The sequence below is a fragment of the Kitasatospora sp. NBC_01250 genome (assembly GCF_036226465.1).
Classification (GTDB): domain Bacteria; phylum Actinomycetota; class Actinomycetes; order Streptomycetales; family Streptomycetaceae; genus Kitasatospora.
In genome coordinates, this window is the sequence record NZ_CP108476.1 from 7,574,270 (window position 1) to 7,590,804 (window position 16,535).

Annotated in this window: 13 protein-coding genes and 1 pseudogene; 3 read left to right on the forward strand and 11 right to left on the reverse strand. The window is 75.5% G+C overall.

From position 1 onward, the window contains the following. Window positions 1-242: 242 nt before the first annotated feature. Window positions 243-644 (forward strand): SHOCT domain-containing protein, encoded by a 402-nt coding sequence (locus OG500_RS32125; protein ID WP_327070339.1) that lies wholly within the window; start codon window positions 243-245, stop codon window positions 642-644. 20 nt (window positions 645-664) lie between these two features. Here OG500_RS32125 and OG500_RS32130 read toward each other — a convergent pair whose 3' ends face one another. Further along, window positions 665-1,222 carry a CGNR zinc finger domain-containing protein gene (locus OG500_RS32130; RefSeq protein WP_327070340.1) on the reverse strand — a complete coding sequence of 186 codons (558 nt, stop codon included), beginning with the start codon at window positions 1,220-1,222 and terminating at the stop codon, window positions 665-667. A gap of 56 nt (window positions 1,223-1,278) precedes the next feature. On the opposite strand from OG500_RS32130, the pseudogene OG500_RS32135 reads away from it, so the two are divergent. Further along, window positions 1,279-2,496: pseudogene (locus OG500_RS32135) on the forward strand (MFS transporter); the annotation flags it as partial. A gap of 677 nt (window positions 2,497-3,173) precedes the next feature. Here the strand turns inward: OG500_RS32135 and OG500_RS32140 are convergent. From OG500_RS32140 to OG500_RS32180, 9 genes are all read right to left on the reverse strand, one after another. Beyond that, window positions 3,174-4,451, reverse strand: coding sequence for a type III PLP-dependent enzyme (locus tag OG500_RS32140; protein ID WP_329585199.1), 1,278 nt, complete (start codon window positions 4,449-4,451; stop codon window positions 3,174-3,176). Continuing rightward, window positions 4,448-6,208, reverse strand: coding sequence for an IucA/IucC family protein (locus tag OG500_RS32145; protein WP_329585202.1), 1,761 nt, complete (start codon window positions 6,206-6,208; stop codon window positions 4,448-4,450). The genes OG500_RS32140 and OG500_RS32145 overlap by 4 nt, the downstream gene beginning before the upstream one ends. Further along, on the reverse strand, window positions 6,208-7,458 hold the full coding sequence (locus tag OG500_RS32150; protein ID WP_442907092.1) for an MFS transporter: 1,251 nt from the start codon (window positions 7,456-7,458) through the stop codon (window positions 6,208-6,210). Before OG500_RS32150 ends, OG500_RS32145 begins: the two co-directional genes overlap by 1 nt. Further along, window positions 7,455-9,194 carry an IucA/IucC family protein gene (locus OG500_RS32155; RefSeq protein ID WP_329585204.1) on the reverse strand — a complete coding sequence of 580 codons (1,740 nt, stop codon included), beginning with the start codon at window positions 9,192-9,194 and terminating at the stop codon, window positions 7,455-7,457. The genes OG500_RS32150 and OG500_RS32155 overlap by 4 nt, the downstream gene beginning before the upstream one ends. Next, window positions 9,191-10,402 carry an ATP-grasp domain-containing protein gene (locus OG500_RS32160; protein ID WP_329585207.1) on the reverse strand — a complete coding sequence of 404 codons (1,212 nt, stop codon included), beginning with the start codon at window positions 10,400-10,402 and terminating at the stop codon, window positions 9,191-9,193. Before OG500_RS32160 ends, OG500_RS32155 begins: the two co-directional genes overlap by 4 nt. A gap of 132 nt (window positions 10,403-10,534) precedes the next feature. Beyond that, on the reverse strand, window positions 10,535-11,542 hold the full coding sequence (locus OG500_RS32165; protein ID WP_327070346.1) for an ABC transporter substrate-binding protein: 1,008 nt from the start codon (window positions 11,540-11,542) through the stop codon (window positions 10,535-10,537). A gap of 50 nt (window positions 11,543-11,592) precedes the next feature. After that, on the reverse strand, window positions 11,593-12,417 hold the full coding sequence (locus OG500_RS32170) for an ABC transporter ATP-binding protein (protein WP_327070347.1): 825 nt from the start codon (window positions 12,415-12,417) through the stop codon (window positions 11,593-11,595). Then, on the reverse strand, window positions 12,414-13,469 hold the full coding sequence (locus OG500_RS32175; protein WP_327070348.1) for a FecCD family ABC transporter permease: 1,056 nt from the start codon (window positions 13,467-13,469) through the stop codon (window positions 12,414-12,416). Before OG500_RS32175 ends, OG500_RS32170 begins: the two co-directional genes overlap by 4 nt. After that, window positions 13,466-14,494, reverse strand: coding sequence for a FecCD family ABC transporter permease (locus OG500_RS32180; protein WP_442907155.1), 1,029 nt, complete (start codon window positions 14,492-14,494; stop codon window positions 13,466-13,468). The genes OG500_RS32175 and OG500_RS32180 overlap by 4 nt, the downstream gene beginning before the upstream one ends. Before the next feature lie 110 nt (window positions 14,495-14,604). On the opposite strand from OG500_RS32180, the gene OG500_RS32185 reads away from it, so the two are divergent. Continuing rightward, window positions 14,605-15,462 carry a (2Fe-2S)-binding protein gene (locus OG500_RS32185; RefSeq protein WP_329585211.1) on the forward strand — a complete coding sequence of 286 codons (858 nt, stop codon included), beginning with the start codon at window positions 14,605-14,607 and terminating at the stop codon, window positions 15,460-15,462. 16 nt (window positions 15,463-15,478) lie between these two features. Here OG500_RS32185 and OG500_RS32190 read toward each other — a convergent pair whose 3' ends face one another. Beyond that, window positions 15,479-16,483, reverse strand: a complete 1,005-nt coding sequence (locus tag OG500_RS32190) for an acyltransferase domain-containing protein (RefSeq protein ID WP_329585214.1) — start codon at window positions 16,481-16,483, stop codon at window positions 15,479-15,481. Window positions 16,484-16,535: the final 52 nt, after the last annotated feature.

Here is a 16,535-nt window from a genome sequence, read left to right on the forward strand (position 1 = left end):
GGGCGCTGGTGCGGGAGCCAGGTGGCGCGGCCATGACACGGCTGTGGGCGGTGTGCTGGGCGGGCCACCGGCCGTGGGCTGACCCTAGCAGTGCGTTTCTGCACGCTCAATGGCGTAGCGAGCAGAAACGCGCAGCTTTCTGAGAGGGAATCTCATGGAGCAGGAGCACACTGGAAGCGTTTCGACCAGCGGGGGGTGCGGCGCGGACGGCCTCGGGAGCGAGGTCGGAGAGGTGGCGCGTGATGTTCTTCCACCGCTATCACCACGGGGGAATCGGCGGCTGGCACGCCGGTTTCTGGATCTTCTCGATCGGCGGGTTCGTGCTGCTGGTGCTGCTCGTCGTGCTGATCGTGATGCTGTACCGGACCATCGCGACCCACCGGCACCACGTGTCCGGTGCCGGGGCGGGCGCCGCGGTCGGCGGCCCCTGGCCGGGCCGGGCGGGCGGCGGCGAGGCGGAGCGCATCCTGGGGGAGCGGTATGCGCGCGGCGAGATCGACGAGGAGGAGTACCTGCGACGGCTGGGCACGCTGCGCGGGCCCGGCGCGGGTGGGGGCAGGGGTGACGGCGCGGGCGGGGCCGGGGGCGCGGGTGACGGCGCGGGCGGCCCGGGTGGGCCCGGGGGCGCGGCGCCGACGGGCTGACGCCGAGGCGCAGCCGGCGCTCAGGGGCGGCTGCGGCGGTGGGCCGCGACGCGTTCGCGGGTCGCGCAGCGGCGCGAGCAGTAGCGGCGGGTCTGGCCGCTGCCCTGGGTGAGGTAGACGTTGCCGCAGCCGGGCGAGGAGCACAGGCCGCCGGGCGGCCGCTGGCGGTCCCAGACCAGGACGGTCAGCGCCAGGCAGCCGGAGGTCAGCAGCCAGGCGCCCCACGGTCCGTCGTCCGAGCCGTCGACGTGCGGGTGCCAGGGGGTGCCGCCGTCGTGCGAGGTGAGCCGCAGGCGCCCGGTGTGGGCGGCCAGCAGGCGGTTGAGGGCGGTGGCGGCACCGTCCACGTCCGCGGCGGCGAAGACCTCGCGGAGCAGCAGTGCGGCGGCGCGCAGCTCGTCCAGGTCGGCGGCGGTGAGCTCGACGGGCTCGGGTTCGCCGTGCTCCCGCAGCACCGCGGCGACCTGGGCGGCCGAGCTCGTGGGCTCGCCGGTCAGCGCGTTGACCAGCGCGACGGTGCGGCGGGCGACGGCGGTCACGGAGTGCCGGGCGGACCAGTCGGCGGGGGTGGGGAGCATCGGGTCAATGTAACGCAGGTGGCGAAGTTTTGCGTTACCTGCGTACCGTGCCGCGCATGGAGAAGCGCGATGTGCCCCGTGCCCGCCTCGGTACGCCCGGCTATCTCGTCGGTGCGGCGCTGGCCAGGACCGGTGACGAGATGTCAGGACCGGCCCTGCTGCTCGCGGGCCTGGCCGCCACCAGGTCGGCCGGCGCGGCCTCGGCGCTGCTGGCCGCCCTCACGGTCGCCGCGGCGGTCGGCGGGCCGGTCCTCGGGGTGCTGCTCGACCGCGCGGCCCGCCCGGGCCGGCTGCTGGCCGGGGCCCTCGCGCTCTACGCGGGCGCGCTGGCAGCCGCGTTGCTGAGCCTGGGACGGCTGCCGCTGCCGGTCACCGCGCTGATCGCGGTGCCGGCCGGGCTGCTGGGGCCGGCACTGTCCGGCGGCTGGACGGCGCAGCTGCCGGGCGTGGTCGCGGCGGCCGGGCTGCCGCGGGCGACCGCGCTGGACGCGATGACCTTCGACGTCGCAAGCCTGGCCGGGCCTGCGCTGGCCGGGACGGTGACGGGGGTGTGCGGCGCGCCGCTGGCCGGGGCGGTGGCGGTCGCGCTGATCTGCCTGGCGGTGCCCGCGGCGTGGGGGCTGCCGGCGGCGCGGCGGGCGGCCGGTGGAACCGGCTCGACGGGCTCGACGGGCTTGGCGGGCTCGACGGGCTTGGCGAGTTCGACCGGCTCGACGGGTTCGCTGATGGGCGAGCTTGCCACCGGGGTCCGGGCGATCACGCACAGCCGGGTGCTGGCCCGTGCGACGCTCGGCTCGGTGGTCTCGTGTGCCGGGCAGGGGGTGCTGGTGGCCTGTGTGCCGTTGCTGGGCGAGCGGGTGCTGGGCGGGGCCGGCGACGGAGCGGTGCTGCTCTCGGGTATCGCGGTGGCGGCGCTGGCCGCCAACGCCCTGCTCGCGCGGGTGCCCGGGGCGCGCTGGGCCCCGGCTCCGGAGACGGTGCTGCGGCTCGCCCCCGTGCTCCAGGCCGGGGCGCTGCTGCTGGCGGCGACCGGCTCGGCGGTGGCGCTGGTGGCCGCCGTGGTGCTCGTCGGTGCGGCGGAGGGGCCGCAGCTCACCGCGCTCTTCGCGATCCGGCACCGGGAGGCGCCCGAGGCGCTGCGGGGGCGGCTCTTCACCACCGGCGCCAGCCTGAAGCTCACCGGCTTCGCGCTCGGCGCGGGCCTGGCCGGACATCTCGCCGCCCGCTCGCTGACCGCCGCGCTGCTGGCCGGCGCCGGCCTCCACCTGCTCGCGGCCCGCTGCGGCGCCGTCGGGGGTCCGAACGGCGGCAGCGGGCCGCGGGGGCCGTCCGGTCGTCAGGCGACGCGGGCGGCGAGCGGGCGGGACTCGGTGCGGGCGGTCAGGGCGCGCACCCGGATCGTCACCAGGCGGGCGACGGCCTCGCCCAGCGCCATCAGCACGAACGCGCAGACCCAGGCCTGCTGGCCGGTGATGTGCTGGTCGATGCTGAACCGGGTCACCTGGTCGCCGAAGCCGGTGTGCTCGCTGCACAGCACGAAGGCGATCCGGGCGCCGATGCCGCCGACCCACAGGATCGCCGCCCACAGGCCCGCCTTGGCGAAGACGCCCTCCTGGGTGCGCCAGACCCGGGTGGCCAGCCCGGCCAGCGTGCCGAGCAGCACCCCCGTGCCCCCGAGGACGAGCTCGAGGGTGAGGTCGCCGCCGGCGGTCGGGAACGGGCGCAGGTAGAAGACGGCGGTGGCGCCGACCATCACGACCGGCAGCACCAGACCCGCCAGGTCGAGCTTGCCGCCGCGCATCTGCCGCAGGACCAGCAGGATCAGGGCGATTTGGATGCAGTACTCAGTGGTGGACATACCAGTAAGACTGGCCCGGCGGGTGACCCCGCGGCGTCAGCCCCCGGGTGGGGCACGGGTTGACCCGCTGCCTCCACCCAGGGGTGGAGAGCCCTATTCCAGCAGGTGGAAGCCGGGCTGTGGGTGCATCAGGAACGCGTGGTGGGAGATGTTCCAGGCGTAGGCGCCGGCCATCGCGAAGGCCACCCGGTCCTCGGCGCGCAGGGCGGGCACGGCGGCCCGGTGCGCCAGCACGTCCTTGGGGGTGCAGAGTTGTCCGGCCAGGGTCACCCGGCCGCTGGTGAGCGCCGGGCGGGGCCACGGGTGCGGCCAGGCGTCGACGGGCAGGACGGCGAAGGGCTGGGCGTGTCCGCGGGCGGCGGGGGTGCGCAGGTGGTGGGTGCCGCCGCGGACCACGGCGAACTCCTCGCCGTGGCTGCGCTTGACCTCCAGCACCTCGGTCAGGTACCAGCCGCAGTAGGCGGTCACCGCACGGCCCGGCTCGATCCGCAGCCGCAGGCCCGGGTGCCGGGTCAGCAGCCGGGCCAGGCCCTCGCCGTAGGCGGTCCAGTCGAAGCGGGCGGTGGGGTCGGCGTAGTCCACCGCCATGCCGCCGCCGACGTTGACCTCCTCGATCGCGCCCGCGAGCTGCGCCGGCAGCCGGTCCGAGAGGTCGGCGGCCCAGGCCACCACCTGTTCGGCGACGGCGAGTTGGCCCGCCGCATCGAGTCCGCTGGCCAGGTGGGCGTGGATGCCGCGCAGCCGCAGCCCGGCACAGCGCGGTCCGGCCAGCAGGCGCAGGCACTGCGCCACCTGCTCCGGGTCCAGGCCGAACGGGGTGGGCCGCCCGCCCATGGCCAGCGGCACGCCGTCCAACGCGCCCGCGCCCAGCGGCAGGTTGACGCGCAGCAGCAGGTCGACCCGGTCGGCGCCGGTGCGGTGCGCGGTCGCCTCGGCCAGCCGGTGCAGCTCGGCCACGCTCTCCACGTGCCAGCGGTGCACCCCGGCGTCGAGCGCGACGGCCAGCTCCTCGGCCGTCTTGCCCGGGCCGCCGAAGGCCAGCGCCGCCCCGGGGACGGCGCCCCGCACATGGGCCAACTCGCCGCCGGAGGAGACCTCGTAGCCGTCGACCGCGTCGCGCAGGGCGATCAGCAGGGCGGGGTCGGGGTTGGCCTTGGCGGCGTAGTACAGCTCCACCCGCTCGGGCAGGGCGGCCCGGATCGCCGCCGCGTGCGCGCGCAGGCCGGGCAGGTCGTAGAGGTAGGCGGGCAGCGCGGTGGCGGGCAGTTCACCGGCCTGGGCCGCGACGGCGGCCGGCAGGGTGACCGGAGCGATCGGAGCGGTCGGGGCGGTCGGGGCGGCCTGGGGGGTCAGGGTGGGCGTGGTGCTCATCGGGCGCTCCGGACCAGCTCGTCGGCCAGCGGCCGGGGGTCGGGCGGGCAGGCCGCCTGGGCCAGCACCGAGGCGGCCAAGGGGGACGGCAGCAGGACGTAGCCCGCCTCCCGGTCGGCCTTGCGCTGCCAGCGGGTCAGCAGGTTGGCCTTGGCCGGCAGCGGCACGCCGGCCAGCAGGGCGCGCAGCCGCGGCGGGCAGCCGTGGCCTTCGGCGTACTCGCCCAGCGCCGCCCGCACCCGCTCCCACAACCTCGGCTCCAGCGACGGGTCCTGGTCGGCGATGGCGGCGAGCAGCTCGGCCACGTGGTTGACCAGCAGGCAGTACACCACCCGGTCCCAGCCGCGCTGGGCGTCGTAGCTCATCGGGCCGGCCACCTGCGGCGGCAGCTCGGCCAGCAGCGCGGTGTTGTGCTCGGGCACCAGCTTGGTGCCCTCCAGGTCGCGGAAGAGCAACTGGGCGGGCAGCCCCGCCTCGTCCACCGCGATCAGCACGTTCTGCAGGTGCGGCTCCAGCACCACGCCGTGGTCGAAGTAGGCGGCGAGCACCGGCGGCAGCAGCAGCCGCAGGTAGCGGGTCCACCAGTCGAGCAGGCCGGCCGGGCCCGCGCCGCCGACCAGCTGGGCCAGCTGCGCCGAACTGGTGGGGTATTCGTCGGCGACCGCGCCGGCCAGCAGCGGGGTCAGGCCCGGGCGCAGCCGGGCGGCGAGGTCCTCGCGGACGATCAGGCCGAAGCCCTCGAAGAGTTCACTGTCCACGGTGCCGTCCGGGCCGGGCAGTGCCAGGGTGCGGTAGGCGGGTTCGCGCAGCATGGCGGCGTCCGGGAACCGCTCGGCCAGGTCGTCCAGCGCGCCGTCCAGCAGTCGGGTCAGCGCGACCGCGCCGGTCAGCTCGTAGGCGGCGTTCTTGCGCAGGCAGTTGGTGATCCGCACGTTCAGGCTGAACTTGAGGAAGGCGCCGGCACCGTGCAGCGTGCGCACCGAGGCGGTGGCGGTGAACTCGGGCCCGCCGCAGCCCAGATCGAGCACGTCGCCGTCGGCCAGTGCGGCCCGCAGCCGGGGGTGCTCGCTGAGCAGCTGGTACTGCCACGGGTGCGCGGGCAGCAGCCGGTAGCCGGCCGGCACCTCGTGCAGCCCGTCCAGCAGCGCGCTCGCCGCCGGGTCCACGCTCTCTTCGGCCAGCAGGTGTTCGCGCACCGCCAGGTAGCGCAGCGGGAAGGCGGCGCGGGCCTCGGGCGCGTACGCGGCCCAGGTCCCGGCGTCGGCGCCCTGCGCGGAACGGGACTTGGGCGCGGGGTGGAAGCGGTGGCCGAAGACCAGCGCCTGCTCGGACTCCAGGTAGCGGTCTGCACCGGCCGCCGGCCGGTCGGCCAGCGCGGCGGCCACGCCCTCGTGGCTGGAGGCCAGTTGGTCCAGGAACTCCTCGTTGGCGACCCCGGTGCGCAGCGTCAGTTCGGCCTGCACCAGCTCCGCCAGCTCCCGCCAGCCGAGGTCCGACCAGCCGTCGGGCCCCTCCACCTGCACGGGGCCGGTGAACCGGTGCGCGCCCAGCAGCGAGGTGCGGCGCAGCGCGACCCGCAGCAGCGCGCCGCGCCTGGGCAGGCGTAGCAGGAGTCGGCCCTCGTTCACCGCGGTCTGGTGCTCGGGTCCGGAGACCTCCCGCAGCAGGCAGTTGACCAGGGTGTGCGCCACCACGTCGTCCGCCACGGGCAGGGCGGTGGGCGCGAGCGAGGGCGAGGAGGTGTCGGTGGGCGGCATCAGTGGCTCCAACGGGTGCGGGAGAGAACGGAGGCGGCGGCGGTGACCAGCGCGGCTGCGGTGCCGACCAGCACCGTGGCGCCGGCGCCGAACGCCGAGTTGACCAGGGCGGCGATCGCGCCCGCGGCCACCGCGCCGCCCTTGGAGATGAGTTCGAGCGTGCCGAACATCCGGCCCGGCTGGCGGCCGCGGGCGGCGTCGGCGGCCAGCACCGAGAGACTGACCAGCCCCAGGGTCATGCCGGCGCCCAGCACCAGGCGGGCCAGTGCGAAGGTGAGCGTGGAGTGCGCGGGAGCGTGTCCGGCCAGGCCCGCGGCGACCAGGGCGAAGCCGAGGGCGAGGGCGGCCCGGGGCCGGTCCAGGACGGCGGTGTGCACGCGGGAGGCGGTCAGCAGGTAGACCAGGTGCGGCAGGGCGAAGAGCGCGCCGGCCACCGTCCCGTTCAGGCCCGGCACCCGCTGCTCGACCAGGGCGATCAGATAGGGGAAGGAGATGATGGTGGCGAAGACGAAGGCGAACTCGTAGAGGTAGAGCGCCCGCAGGCCGGTGGGCGGCTGCTGCTCGGCCGGCCCGGTCCCGGCGTCGGCCGCGCCGGTGGTGACCGGCTCGGCCCGGCGCGGCTCCGGCAGCCGGGCCAGCAGCGCGGCTGCGGCCAGCGGCAGCACGGCCATCACCACGTACTGGCGGTGCGGCGAGAGCCACGGCGACAGCGCGCCGACCAGGATCGGCGCGGCCACCAGCGCGGCCCGCGCGGCGCCCTGCATCAGGGTCAGCGCGCGGGACAGGCCCGGACCCTCCAGGGCGGCAGCCAGGTAGCCGTTGGTGGCCGCGAAGGTACCGCCGAGGAAGCCCTGCAGCACCAGCGCCAGCGCGAAGGCCGGCAGGCTGTTCGCCAGCCCGGCGAGCAGGAACGAGACGCTCAGGCCGAGTTGGGCCCGCAGCAGCAGGCGCTTGCGGCCGAAGCGGTCCGCCAGGCGCCCCCAGAGCGGGGCGCCGAGCGCGCTGAAGACGGTGGGGACGATGTAGAGCAGGCCGGCCCAGCGGCCGTGCGGGTCGCCCAGGCCCGGCAGGATCGCGGTGAGGTAGGGCGGCAGACCGAGCGCGGCGAAGGAGGCCACGAAGTAGCAGCCGGCCACCGCGTGCACCTGGCGCCTGGCCAGGCCCGCCGGAGCGGGGGCGGCCTGCGGGTCGGTCGGCTGGGTGTCCGGCCGGCCGGCCGGGTGGGCCTGGCGCCGCAGCTGCGTGCTCACCGGTCCGCCAGGTAGTTCGGCCCGCTGGTGTAGTGCTTGTTGATGTCCGCCGCGCCCGAGCGCTCCTTGCTGAGCAGCGTGCCGGCGCTCACCATCGCCTTGACCGGCAGCCGATCGGCGTCCAGCAGCGCGGCCCGCAGCGGGGCACCGGTGGCGCCGAGCCGCTCGATGGCCTCCGCCAGCCGCCGGCGCAGCAGCCCCAGGGTGACGGCCAGCGGTGCCCGGCCGCGCTCGGCGAGCCCGAAGGCGAGCGAGGCGGTGCACAGGTGGCCGGTGATGGTGGTGAACAGGTCGGTCAGCGCCCGGTCGTCGCCGAACACCCGCGCGTCGTCGAAGGCGTCCAGCAGGTCCTGTCGGAACGTCAGTTCGGCGCGGCTGCGGTTGATCCGCGGTCCGTCGTTGTCCTTGTAGAGCAGTCGCAGCCGGGTGCGCCCGGCCACCTGGTCGAGCACCAGCGAGGTGTTCTGCTGGTGCGACTCCAGGGCCGTCCCGTACCCGAAGAGCGTGCACTGCCAGTCCAGCAGCAGTGTGAGCAGCTCGTCGTAGAGCGCGAGCGCGTCGCCGCCGTAGAAGCGGTCGGCGAGCGAGTCCAGCACCGGGCGCCCGTCCGGCGCGGTGGCCAGCAGGGCGGCCAGCGAGACGGTGACGGACCGGCCGGTGTCCGGCAGGCGGCGCAGCAGGACGGCGAGCAGCTCGTGCCCGGCGTGCGCGTAGCACTGCTCGTCGGCGAGCAGGATCCGTTCCGCCAGGCGCGGTTCGCGGGCCAGCACCTCGGCGAGCAGTCGCTGCCCGGCCGCGCCGTCCACCAGCGTGCCCGGCTTGATGGTGCGCCGGTTGCGCAGGCCCAGGGTCGCGGTGGCCAGCGGGAGTTTGACGTGCAGCGCGGGGTCGAGGGCGACCGCGACGGTGCGCATCGACAGCGTGGGGGTGACCTCCAGGTACGGGCGCTCGGCCAGCTGCGCCCGGCCCGCCAGGCCGCTGTCACGCAGGGCCTCGGTCAGCGGCTCGCCGAGCGACAACGGGTGCACCGGCATGGTGAGGTGACCGTCGTTCAGCTCGGGCAGGCCGAGGGTGGCGGGCGTCGGCCACCAGGACGGCAGCGGGGCCTCGCCGTGCACGGTCAGCGCCTCGGCCGGTATCACCAGCCAGCGCAGCAGGAAGGCGGGGTGGCACTCCGGCGCGTACTGGCGCAGTGCCTCGACGTCCAGGCCGGAGCGTCCGCGCGCGGTGGGGTAGACCGGGTGGTCCAGGTGGGCGGCCAGCACGTCGAAGCCCAGGCTCGCCCGCGGTCCGCTCCAGTGGGCCGGGTCGGCGCCGCAGGACCGGGTCAACGCGCCCAGCACGGCGGGCGCTTCGGCCTCGTGCAGGCGCATGGTGGCCAGCGTCTGGGCGCACTCGGCGGCGAAGGCGGTGAAGCCGGCGCGGTCCGTCTCCTCGGCCTGCGCCCGCAGCGCCGCCAGGATCTCGGTCAGGTCGGTGAGCGCGCGGCCCGCCAGCTCCAGCAGCGGGAGCCGGGCGGCGAGTTCGCACTGGAAGCCGTCGGGGGCCACCGGCAGCGCCAGTCGCCCGTGCACCAGCCAGTCGCCGTCCGGGCGCCGCTCCGGGTGGGAGCGGGTGCGCAGCCCGAGCACGTCCTCGCGCAGCAGCGCGCTGAGCACCCGCAGGGTGAGCGCCTCGGCCAGCGGGTCGCCGGCGCCGGGGGCGGCGGTCACGGGGGCCGTCTCGGCGAGGGTCATGCGCTGATCTCCCAGCGGTTCGCGGCGATGAACCGGGCGACGGCGTTGTCCACGGCCTGCTGGTCGGGGCCGATCGCCCAGACCGCGCCCAGGTAGTCGCGGTTGGTGCGGTAGTGCTCGTGGCGCTCGCCCAGGTCGCGCAGCGGCCGGTAGCTCAGTCGCACGCCGTCCGCCGTCTCGTCGTGCGGTCCCGGCGCAGCGGCCAGCGTGCCGGCGCGGTCGGCGCAGACCACCTCGTTGCGGCCCCGCAGGTCGTCACGGGCGCCGAGTTCGGCGGGCAGCGGGAGGCCGAGGTGCACCCGCAGCACGTGCTCGAAGTACGGGATCTCCAGCAGCTGGGCGAGCATCAGGTCGCACTGGTCGCCGATGGCGCGGTAGTTGACCTCGATGATCCGGGCCCGGCCGTCCGGCTGGACGACGAACTCGGTGTGGCAGGCGCCGAGCCCGACGCCCAGCGCGTCGAGCTGGGCGAGCACCTGGTCGAGCACCTCGCGCGGGTGCTCGGGCAGGAAGGTCAGCACCTCCTCGATGAAGTGCGGCGGCGGCGAGAGCCGGGTGTGGAACCCGCCCAGCACCTCGCGGCGCCGCCCGTCGCCCAGCGTCTCCAGGGTGTACAGCTCGCCGGTCAGGAACTCCTCGATCACCAGGGTGGCGGCCGGGCGGCGGTGCTGGATCTCCGCGCAGCGGGCGGCCAGTTCGGCGTGGTCGGCGACCAGCACCACGTCCTCGCTGGCCACCCCCTCGCGCGGCTTGACCACGCACGGGAAGGGCGGCAGGTCGAGCTCGTCCAGCTGCTGACCGGGCGTCAGTTCGGCGCTGTGCACGGTGTCCAGGCCGGTGGCGGCCAGGTGGCGGCGCAGCTCGGCCTTGTTCTTGGCCCGCAGGGTGGCCCGCCAGTCCTTGGCCGGCAGCCCGAAGTAGGCGGCGGCCAGCGCGGCCGAGGTCTGCAGGTGGTCACTGTTGCTGAACACGGCGGCGGGCTGCTGCGGCTGGCGGGAGATCAGCCCGGCCACCTCGCGGAAGTCCGCCACCTCGCACGGCAGCGCCACCAAGTCCTCCGGCAGGCCGCTGCGCCCCTCGTACGCCAGGCGGTGCGCCTCGGCGTGGTCGGTCAGCACGGTGACCGCCAGGCCCAGTCTGGCCGCGGCGGGCAGGAAGCCCTGGGTGACCGAGTCGGTGGGGTTGAGCGCGAGCAGGTAGAGCCGCATGGAGTCCTCGTCTTGGTGGAGCCGTCGGTGGAAACCCCTTGGTCGGATGGGAGACCGGGGGGATGACCCGAGCGGGAGGCGGGGCCGGGTGACCGGGGCGGGTGCGGGGAGGGAACCCGCCCCGGTGGTCCGTCAGTTGACCGGCGCGACGCCGGTCGCCTTGGCGATGTCGTTCAGCATCTGGTCGGCGGCCTGCACCCCGATGCCCGACATCCAGGTCTCGTCCGGCACGTTGAAGACCTTGCCGCCCTTGACGGCCTTGAGGTTCTGCCAGACCGGGGTGGACTCGACCTGGCTCTGCTGGGTCTTGTTCGGGTCGTCCGCCACGGTCACGAAGACCAGGTCGGCGTCGGCCTTGTCGATCTGCTCGGGGCTGACGTCCATCATCGAGCCGTCGACGTCCTGCGAGGCCGGGCGGCCCAGGCCCACGTCCTGCAGCACGGTGCCGCTGAACGAGGCCTTCTGGTAGAGCCGGGTCGGGCCGGCGATGAAGCGCACCACCGAGGCGTTCGGCATGGTGCCGTTGTTCTTCTCCTTGATCTCGGTGCCCAGCTTGGCGGCCCGGGCCTGGTAGTCGGCCAGCGCCTTCTTGGCCTCGTCCTCCTTGCCCAGCGCCTTGGCGTACAGCGCGATGTTGTCCTTCCAGGTCACGCCGGTGGTCTGGGCGAAGACGGTGGGGGCGATCGCGCTGAGCTTGTCGTAGATCTTCTCGTGGCGGACCTTGGAGGAGAGGATCAGGTCGGGCTTGAGCGAGGCGATCAGCTCCAGGTTGGGCTCGGCCATCGGGCCGACGTCCTTGGTGCCCTGGATCTCGCCCTTGAGGTAGGTCGGGAAGCCGCCCTCGGTCTTCAGGTGCGGGGAGACCGCGCCCAGCGGGGTGATGCCGAGCAGCGTGACGTCGTCCAGCTCGCCGCTGTCGAGCACCACCACGCGCTTGGGCCGGCTCTTGATCTCGGTGGTCCCCATCGCCTGCGTGATGCTCCGCGGGAAGCCGGCCGCCGCGTCGCTGCCGGCGCTCGCGGCGGGCTTGGCGTCGGCGCTGCTCTTGTCGCCGCCGCAGCCGGCGAGCAGGGTGGTGCTGAGCGCGGCGGCCAGGACGGCGACGGGCAGACGGCGAAGACGGGTGGTGCGCTGGGACATGGGAGAGCTTTCTCTGCGAGGGGGAAGGGGCGGTCGGTCGTTGTGGGGGATCAGCCGGCGGTGACCCGGGCGCGCGGGATCACCAGCGGCGTCCCGGTCTCGGGGTCGGGGATGACCCGGCACGGCACCTGGAAGACGCGCTCCACCAGCTCGGCGTCGAGCACCTCGGCGGGCGGTCCGGCGGCGGCCAGGCGGCCGTCGTGCAGGACGACCAGGTGGTCGGCGTAGCGGGCGGCCTGGCCCAGGTCGTGCAGCACCATGACCACGGTGCGGCCGAGTTCCTCGTGCAGGCGGGCGACCAGGTCGAGCACGTCGAGCTGGTGGCGCAGGTCCAGGAAGGTGGTGGGCTCGTCCAGCAGCAGCAGCTCGGTGTCCTGGGCCAGCGTCAGGGCGATCCAGGCCCGCTGGCGCTGCCCGCCGGAGAGCTGGTCGACCGGCTGGTCGCGCAGCGCGGCGGTGCCGGTGCGCTCCAGCGCCGCCTCCACGGCCGCCTGGTCGGCGGCCGACCAGGGGCTGAGCAGCCGCTGGTGCGGGTAGCGCCCGAGCCGGACCAGCGCCTCGACGGTGATCGCCTCGGGGGTGACCGGCTGCTGGGGCAGCAGGCCCATCCGCTTGGCCAGCGCCCGGGCGGGCATCCGGTGCAGGTCCGAGCCGTCCAGCGTGACGGTGCCGCCCGCGGGGTCGAGCAGCCGGGCCAGGCCCCGCAGCAGGGTCGACTTGCCGCAGGCGTTGGGGCCGACCACGGCCGTCACCGCGCCGCCGGGCAGCGTCAGATCCAGGCCGTCGACGATGGTGCGTGCTCCGTAGCGCAGGCTCAGGCCCTGCGCGGCGAGCTGGTTGGGGTGCTCCGTCGACGGCGGGGCGAGCAGGCTCATCGGGTACTCCGGTTCATCGGTCGGCCCTGACGGATCATCAGGACCAGCAGCCAGGGGGCGCCGAGGGTGGCGGTCATCGCGCCGACCGGCAGGCCGGCCACGGGCAGCAGGTGCAGCACCGTCAGGTCGGCGCCGAGCAGCAGGACGGCGCCGAGCAGCCCGCACAGCGCGAGCGTCGCGGGGGTGGGCGGGCCGGCCAGGAACCGCACCAGGTGCGGCACCGCGAGCGCCACGAACCCGACCGGGCCGGTGAGCGCGGCCGCCAGCGAGGCGAGGGTGATGGCGAGCAGCAGCAGCTGGAGCCGGGCCCGGTCGGGGCGCAGGCCGAGGCCGCCGGCCGAGTCGTCGCCCAGGTCCAGCACCGCCACCCGGCGGTCCAGCAGCAGGACCGCGGTCAGTGCGATCGCGATCGCGCCGCCGCCGACCCAGATCTCCGTCCAGGTCCGCCCGTAGAGCGAACCGGTGGTCCACTGCAGCGCGGAGGAGGCCAGCTCGGCCGGGAAGCGGACGATCATCAGGTTCACCGCCGCCGCCAGCCCCGACTGCACCGCGAGCCCGACCAGCACCAGCCGCCCCACCGCGGCGCGCGAGCGCCAGGCGAAGGCGCCGAGCAGTGCGGCGGCGATCAGTCCGCCGCCCAGCGCGGCCAGCGGCACGAGGAGTTGGGAGGCGCCCAGGGCGAGCAGCAGCACCGCGCCGAACGAGGCGCCGCCGGTGACCCCGACCACGTCGGGCGAGGCCAGCGGGTTGCGGAAGAGCCGCTGCAGCAGTGCGCCGGAGACGGCCAGTCCGGCGCCGGCGATCAGCGCGGCCAGCACCCGGGGCGCCCGGAACTGCTGGACCACCAGGACGTCGCCAGAGTCGCCGAAGCCGAACAGCGCGCGCAGCGCGGTCAGCGGCGGGATCGACACCTCGCCGGTGCTCAGGCCGACCGCGGTGAGCACCACCAGCAGGGCCAGCGCCAGCAGGCAGATCAGCAGGGTGCGCCGGCGCCGGCGGACCCGGGCGCCGCGCGGTGCGGGGCGGGTGGGCGAGGTCGGGGTCGTGGTCATCGGGCGGCCCGCCGGGCCAGCAGGGCGAGCAGCGGGGCGCCGAGGAAGGCGGTGACGATGCCGACCTCCAGCTCGGAGGGGCGGATCACCAGCCGCCCGAGCACATCGGCGGCCAGCAGCAGGATCGGACCGCCGATCAGGCAGCCGGGCAGCAGCAGCCGGTGGTCGTTGCCGAACACCTGGCGGCACAGGTGCGGGGCGGCCAGGCCGACGAAGGCGATCGGCCCCGCCACCGCCACTGCGCCGGCCGCCAGCAGCACCACGCTCAGCCCGGCGGCGCCGCGGATCCGGGCCACCGGCACGCCCAGCGCCTGGGCGGCCTCGTCGCCGAGCGCGAGCGCGTTGAGCGCCGGGGCGACGGCGATCGCCAGCACCAGGCCGAGGACCAGCAGCGGCAGCACCGGCGTCAGCACGTCGAGCCCGCGCCCGTCCAGCGAGCCGACCAGCCAGAACCGCGCCTCGTCCAGAGTCCGGCGGCTGAACAGCATCAGCGCGGAGGTCCAGGAGGTCAGCACCGCGGCCAGCACGGTACCGCCGAGCGCGAGCTTGGTCGGGTCGAGATCGCCGGTCTGCCGGGCCATCGCGTGCGCGGCCAGCGCGGCCACCGTCGCACCGGCCACGGCGAACCAGACGTACTGGACGGGCTGGTGGAGGTGCAGCGCGTAGATGGCGGTGACCACCGCGAAGCTCGCGCCGGCGTTGATGCCCAGGGTGGTGGGTGAGGCCAGCGGGTTGCGGGTGGCGCCCTGCGCGATGGCGCCGGCCGCGCCGAGCGCCGCGCCGACCACCAGTCCGAGCACCGTGCGCGGCACCCGAAGGCCCGTCACCACCTGGGCGCCGGTGTCGGTCGGCTTGGCCGAGCCGCTCAGCGCGTCGAGGACGGTGGACAGCGGGACCGAGCGCGAGCCCAGCGCCAGGCTCGCTGCCAGGCAGAGCAGCAGGACAGCGAGGCTCAGGGCGAACAGCAGGGTCTGCCGGGGTGCCGACGAGCGCTGGGCCGGGCCGGCGGGGGCCGGCAGGTCGATTCTCAACACGAGATCAATATTAGGTTAGGCAAACCTAAGAAAGTCAAGCTCGCCTATAAGGTGAGCCTTACCTTACTCTGAAGATCCGAATCTGACGGGGAGTTCTCGCGATGGTCGAAACGCTGATGGTGCCCCCGGGGTTGACGCCCCGTACGGCCCCCGAGCTCCTCGCCGACGCCTGCCGGCAGCTGAACGCCGACTGTCCGGCGCTGCGGGTGCGGGTGTGCGAGGAGGGCGGGCCGGGGTCGGCGCCGGAGCCGACCGGCTGGGTCGCGGCCCGCGACTTCGCGCAGCGGATGGACGAGCTGGTCGCCGGCGAGGCCCGCCGGATCCGCGCCGACCACGGCTGCGCGGTGCCCCCGCACGTGTCGGCCGCCCGCCTGCTGCACCACTACCTCTGGTCGGTCTGCCTGCTCGCCGTCGGGCCCTGGTACTTGGAGCGCCGGGTCCCCGTGCTCGGCGCCGATCAGCTGTGGATCGCGCCGCACAGCGGTGAACTGGCCTTCCGGCCCGGCGGTTTCGCCTGCCTGTCCGACGATCCGGCGGCCCGGGGCGTGGCGGGTGTGCGGGTGGTGCCGGGCGGGTCCGAGCTGCGCGCGGAGCTGCGCGCGGCGGTGGCGGAGCACGCCGAGCCGGTGCTGGCAGCCTTCCGTCCGGTCGCCAAGCGCGGCAGCCGTGCGCTGTGGGGGATGGTCACCGACGACCTGGTCTCCGCGCTCTGGTACCTGGGCCGCGAACTCGGCCGGGAGGAGGACGCGGTGGCGCGGGCCGCGGAGCTGCTGCCCGGCGGCACGGCGCCGATGGTCGGCTCGGCCGACTTCCGGCGCCTGGCGGGCAGCGGCGGCGCCGAGCACCTGACGCGCACCCGGCTGGGCTGCTGCCTCTACTACGTGGTGCGCCCGGCCGACACCTGCATCACCTGCCCGCGCACGGGGGACGAGGAACGGGTGCGCAGGTTGGAGGCCTGAACAGGTAGGCGTCGCCTCAGAGTTCCAGCCACCCGTTGCCGCCGTACCAGTGGCCGCCGGCGCGCAGGTGGTCGACCAGGGCCCGCTCCAGGGTGGTGCTCGCGGGCAGTGCGTCGAGGGGCGGGTCGGGAGTGCCGAAGACGTACACGAGCGGCGCGGTGTCGTCCGGCTCGGTCTGCTCGTAGCACGGGTGGAACCGGTCCTGGAAGCGGAGCAGGTTGGCGCCGGCCGGCAGGTAGCCGCGCAACTGCGGGTCGAGCAGCCAGGAGTGGCAGGTGGCGACGGTGAGCGGCTGCTCGGGGAAGTGCCGGGGGAAGAACGCGCGGGCCCGCGCCAGCGCGTCCTCGCAGGCGGCGGGCGTCAACGGGCCCAGGTGGTCCGGGATGTGGATCGCCAGGCTGGGGGTGCCCGGCCCGTACGGCAGCCCCGCGGCCGCGACCGACTGCCCGCAGCGCCCGCCGAGCCGGGTGCGCTCGAACTGCAGCCGCCCCAGCTGGTAGAGCTCCCCGCGCACGTGGTGCGCGAACCAGTGCGGGTGCAGCAGGCCGCCGGTGCCGTGGCGGCGCCGGTGCAGGGCCATGGTGCGGCCGAGATCGGCGAGCGTGTGCCGGGAGACCTCCACGGGGATGCCGCGCTGCCGGTGGTAGGCGCGGGTGTGGGGGAGTGCGGTCAGATGGACCAGGACCGGGAACCAGCGGCCGAACGCCGCGAGCCCCGGCGGCAGCGGGGGCAGTGGCGGCGGCTCGGGCGCTGGCCGCCCCACCGTGCCGATCTCCCGGACGAGTCGTGCGGCGCAGCGCTCCACCAGCCGGCCGGCGACCGGCTCCCCGGCCGTGAGCGCGCAGGCGGCCAGCAACGGGTTGATGTCCTCGTGCGGCACCGTCAGGTCCAGCAGTCGCCCCGGCAGTTGGCCGGCCTCGGGCAGCCGCACCCCGGTCGGCCAGGCGTCCTGTGGCGCCTGCCGGTCCCACCAGCGGGTCAGGCCCTGGTCGGCTCGCAGCAGCTGGCCCAACGCACCCATCGGCGGTTCTCCCCTCCCGGCTCGCAACCGCGCCAGGCTACTGCGCGGGGCC

What these genes read in the sequence shown, in the direction of transcription:
- OG500_RS32125 (WP_327070339.1), top strand. Translation starts at nt 243, where the DNA reads ATGTTCTTCCACCGCTATCACCACGGGGGAATCGGCGGCTGGCACGCC.
- OG500_RS32130 (WP_327070340.1), bottom strand. Translation starts at nt 1,222, where the DNA reads ATGCTCCCCACCCCCGCCGACTGGTCCGCCCGGCACTCCGTGACCGCC.
- OG500_RS32140 (WP_329585199.1), bottom strand. Translation starts at nt 4,451, where the DNA reads ATGAGCACCACGCCCACCCTGACCCCCCAGGCCGCCCCGACCGCCCCG.
- OG500_RS32145 (WP_329585202.1), bottom strand. Translation starts at nt 6,208, where the DNA reads ATGCCGCCCACCGACACCTCCTCGCCCTCGCTCGCGCCCACCGCCCTG.
- OG500_RS32155 (WP_329585204.1), bottom strand. Translation starts at nt 9,194, where the DNA reads ATGACCCTCGCCGAGACGGCCCCCGTGACCGCCGCCCCCGGCGCCGGC.
- OG500_RS32160 (WP_329585207.1), bottom strand. Translation starts at nt 10,402, where the DNA reads ATGCGGCTCTACCTGCTCGCGCTCAACCCCACCGACTCGGTCACCCAG.
- OG500_RS32165 (WP_327070346.1), bottom strand. Translation starts at nt 11,542, where the DNA reads ATGTCCCAGCGCACCACCCGTCTTCGCCGTCTGCCCGTCGCCGTCCTG.
- OG500_RS32170 (WP_327070347.1), bottom strand. Translation starts at nt 12,417, where the DNA reads ATGAGCCTGCTCGCCCCGCCGTCGACGGAGCACCCCAACCAGCTCGCC.
- OG500_RS32175 (WP_327070348.1), bottom strand. Translation starts at nt 13,469, where the DNA reads ATGACCACGACCCCGACCTCGCCCACCCGCCCCGCACCGCGCGGCGCC.
- OG500_RS32185 (WP_329585211.1), top strand. Translation starts at nt 14,605, where the DNA reads ATGGTCGAAACGCTGATGGTGCCCCCGGGGTTGACGCCCCGTACGGCC.
- OG500_RS32190 (WP_329585214.1), bottom strand. Translation starts at nt 16,483, where the DNA reads ATGGGTGCGTTGGGCCAGCTGCTGCGAGCCGACCAGGGCCTGACCCGC.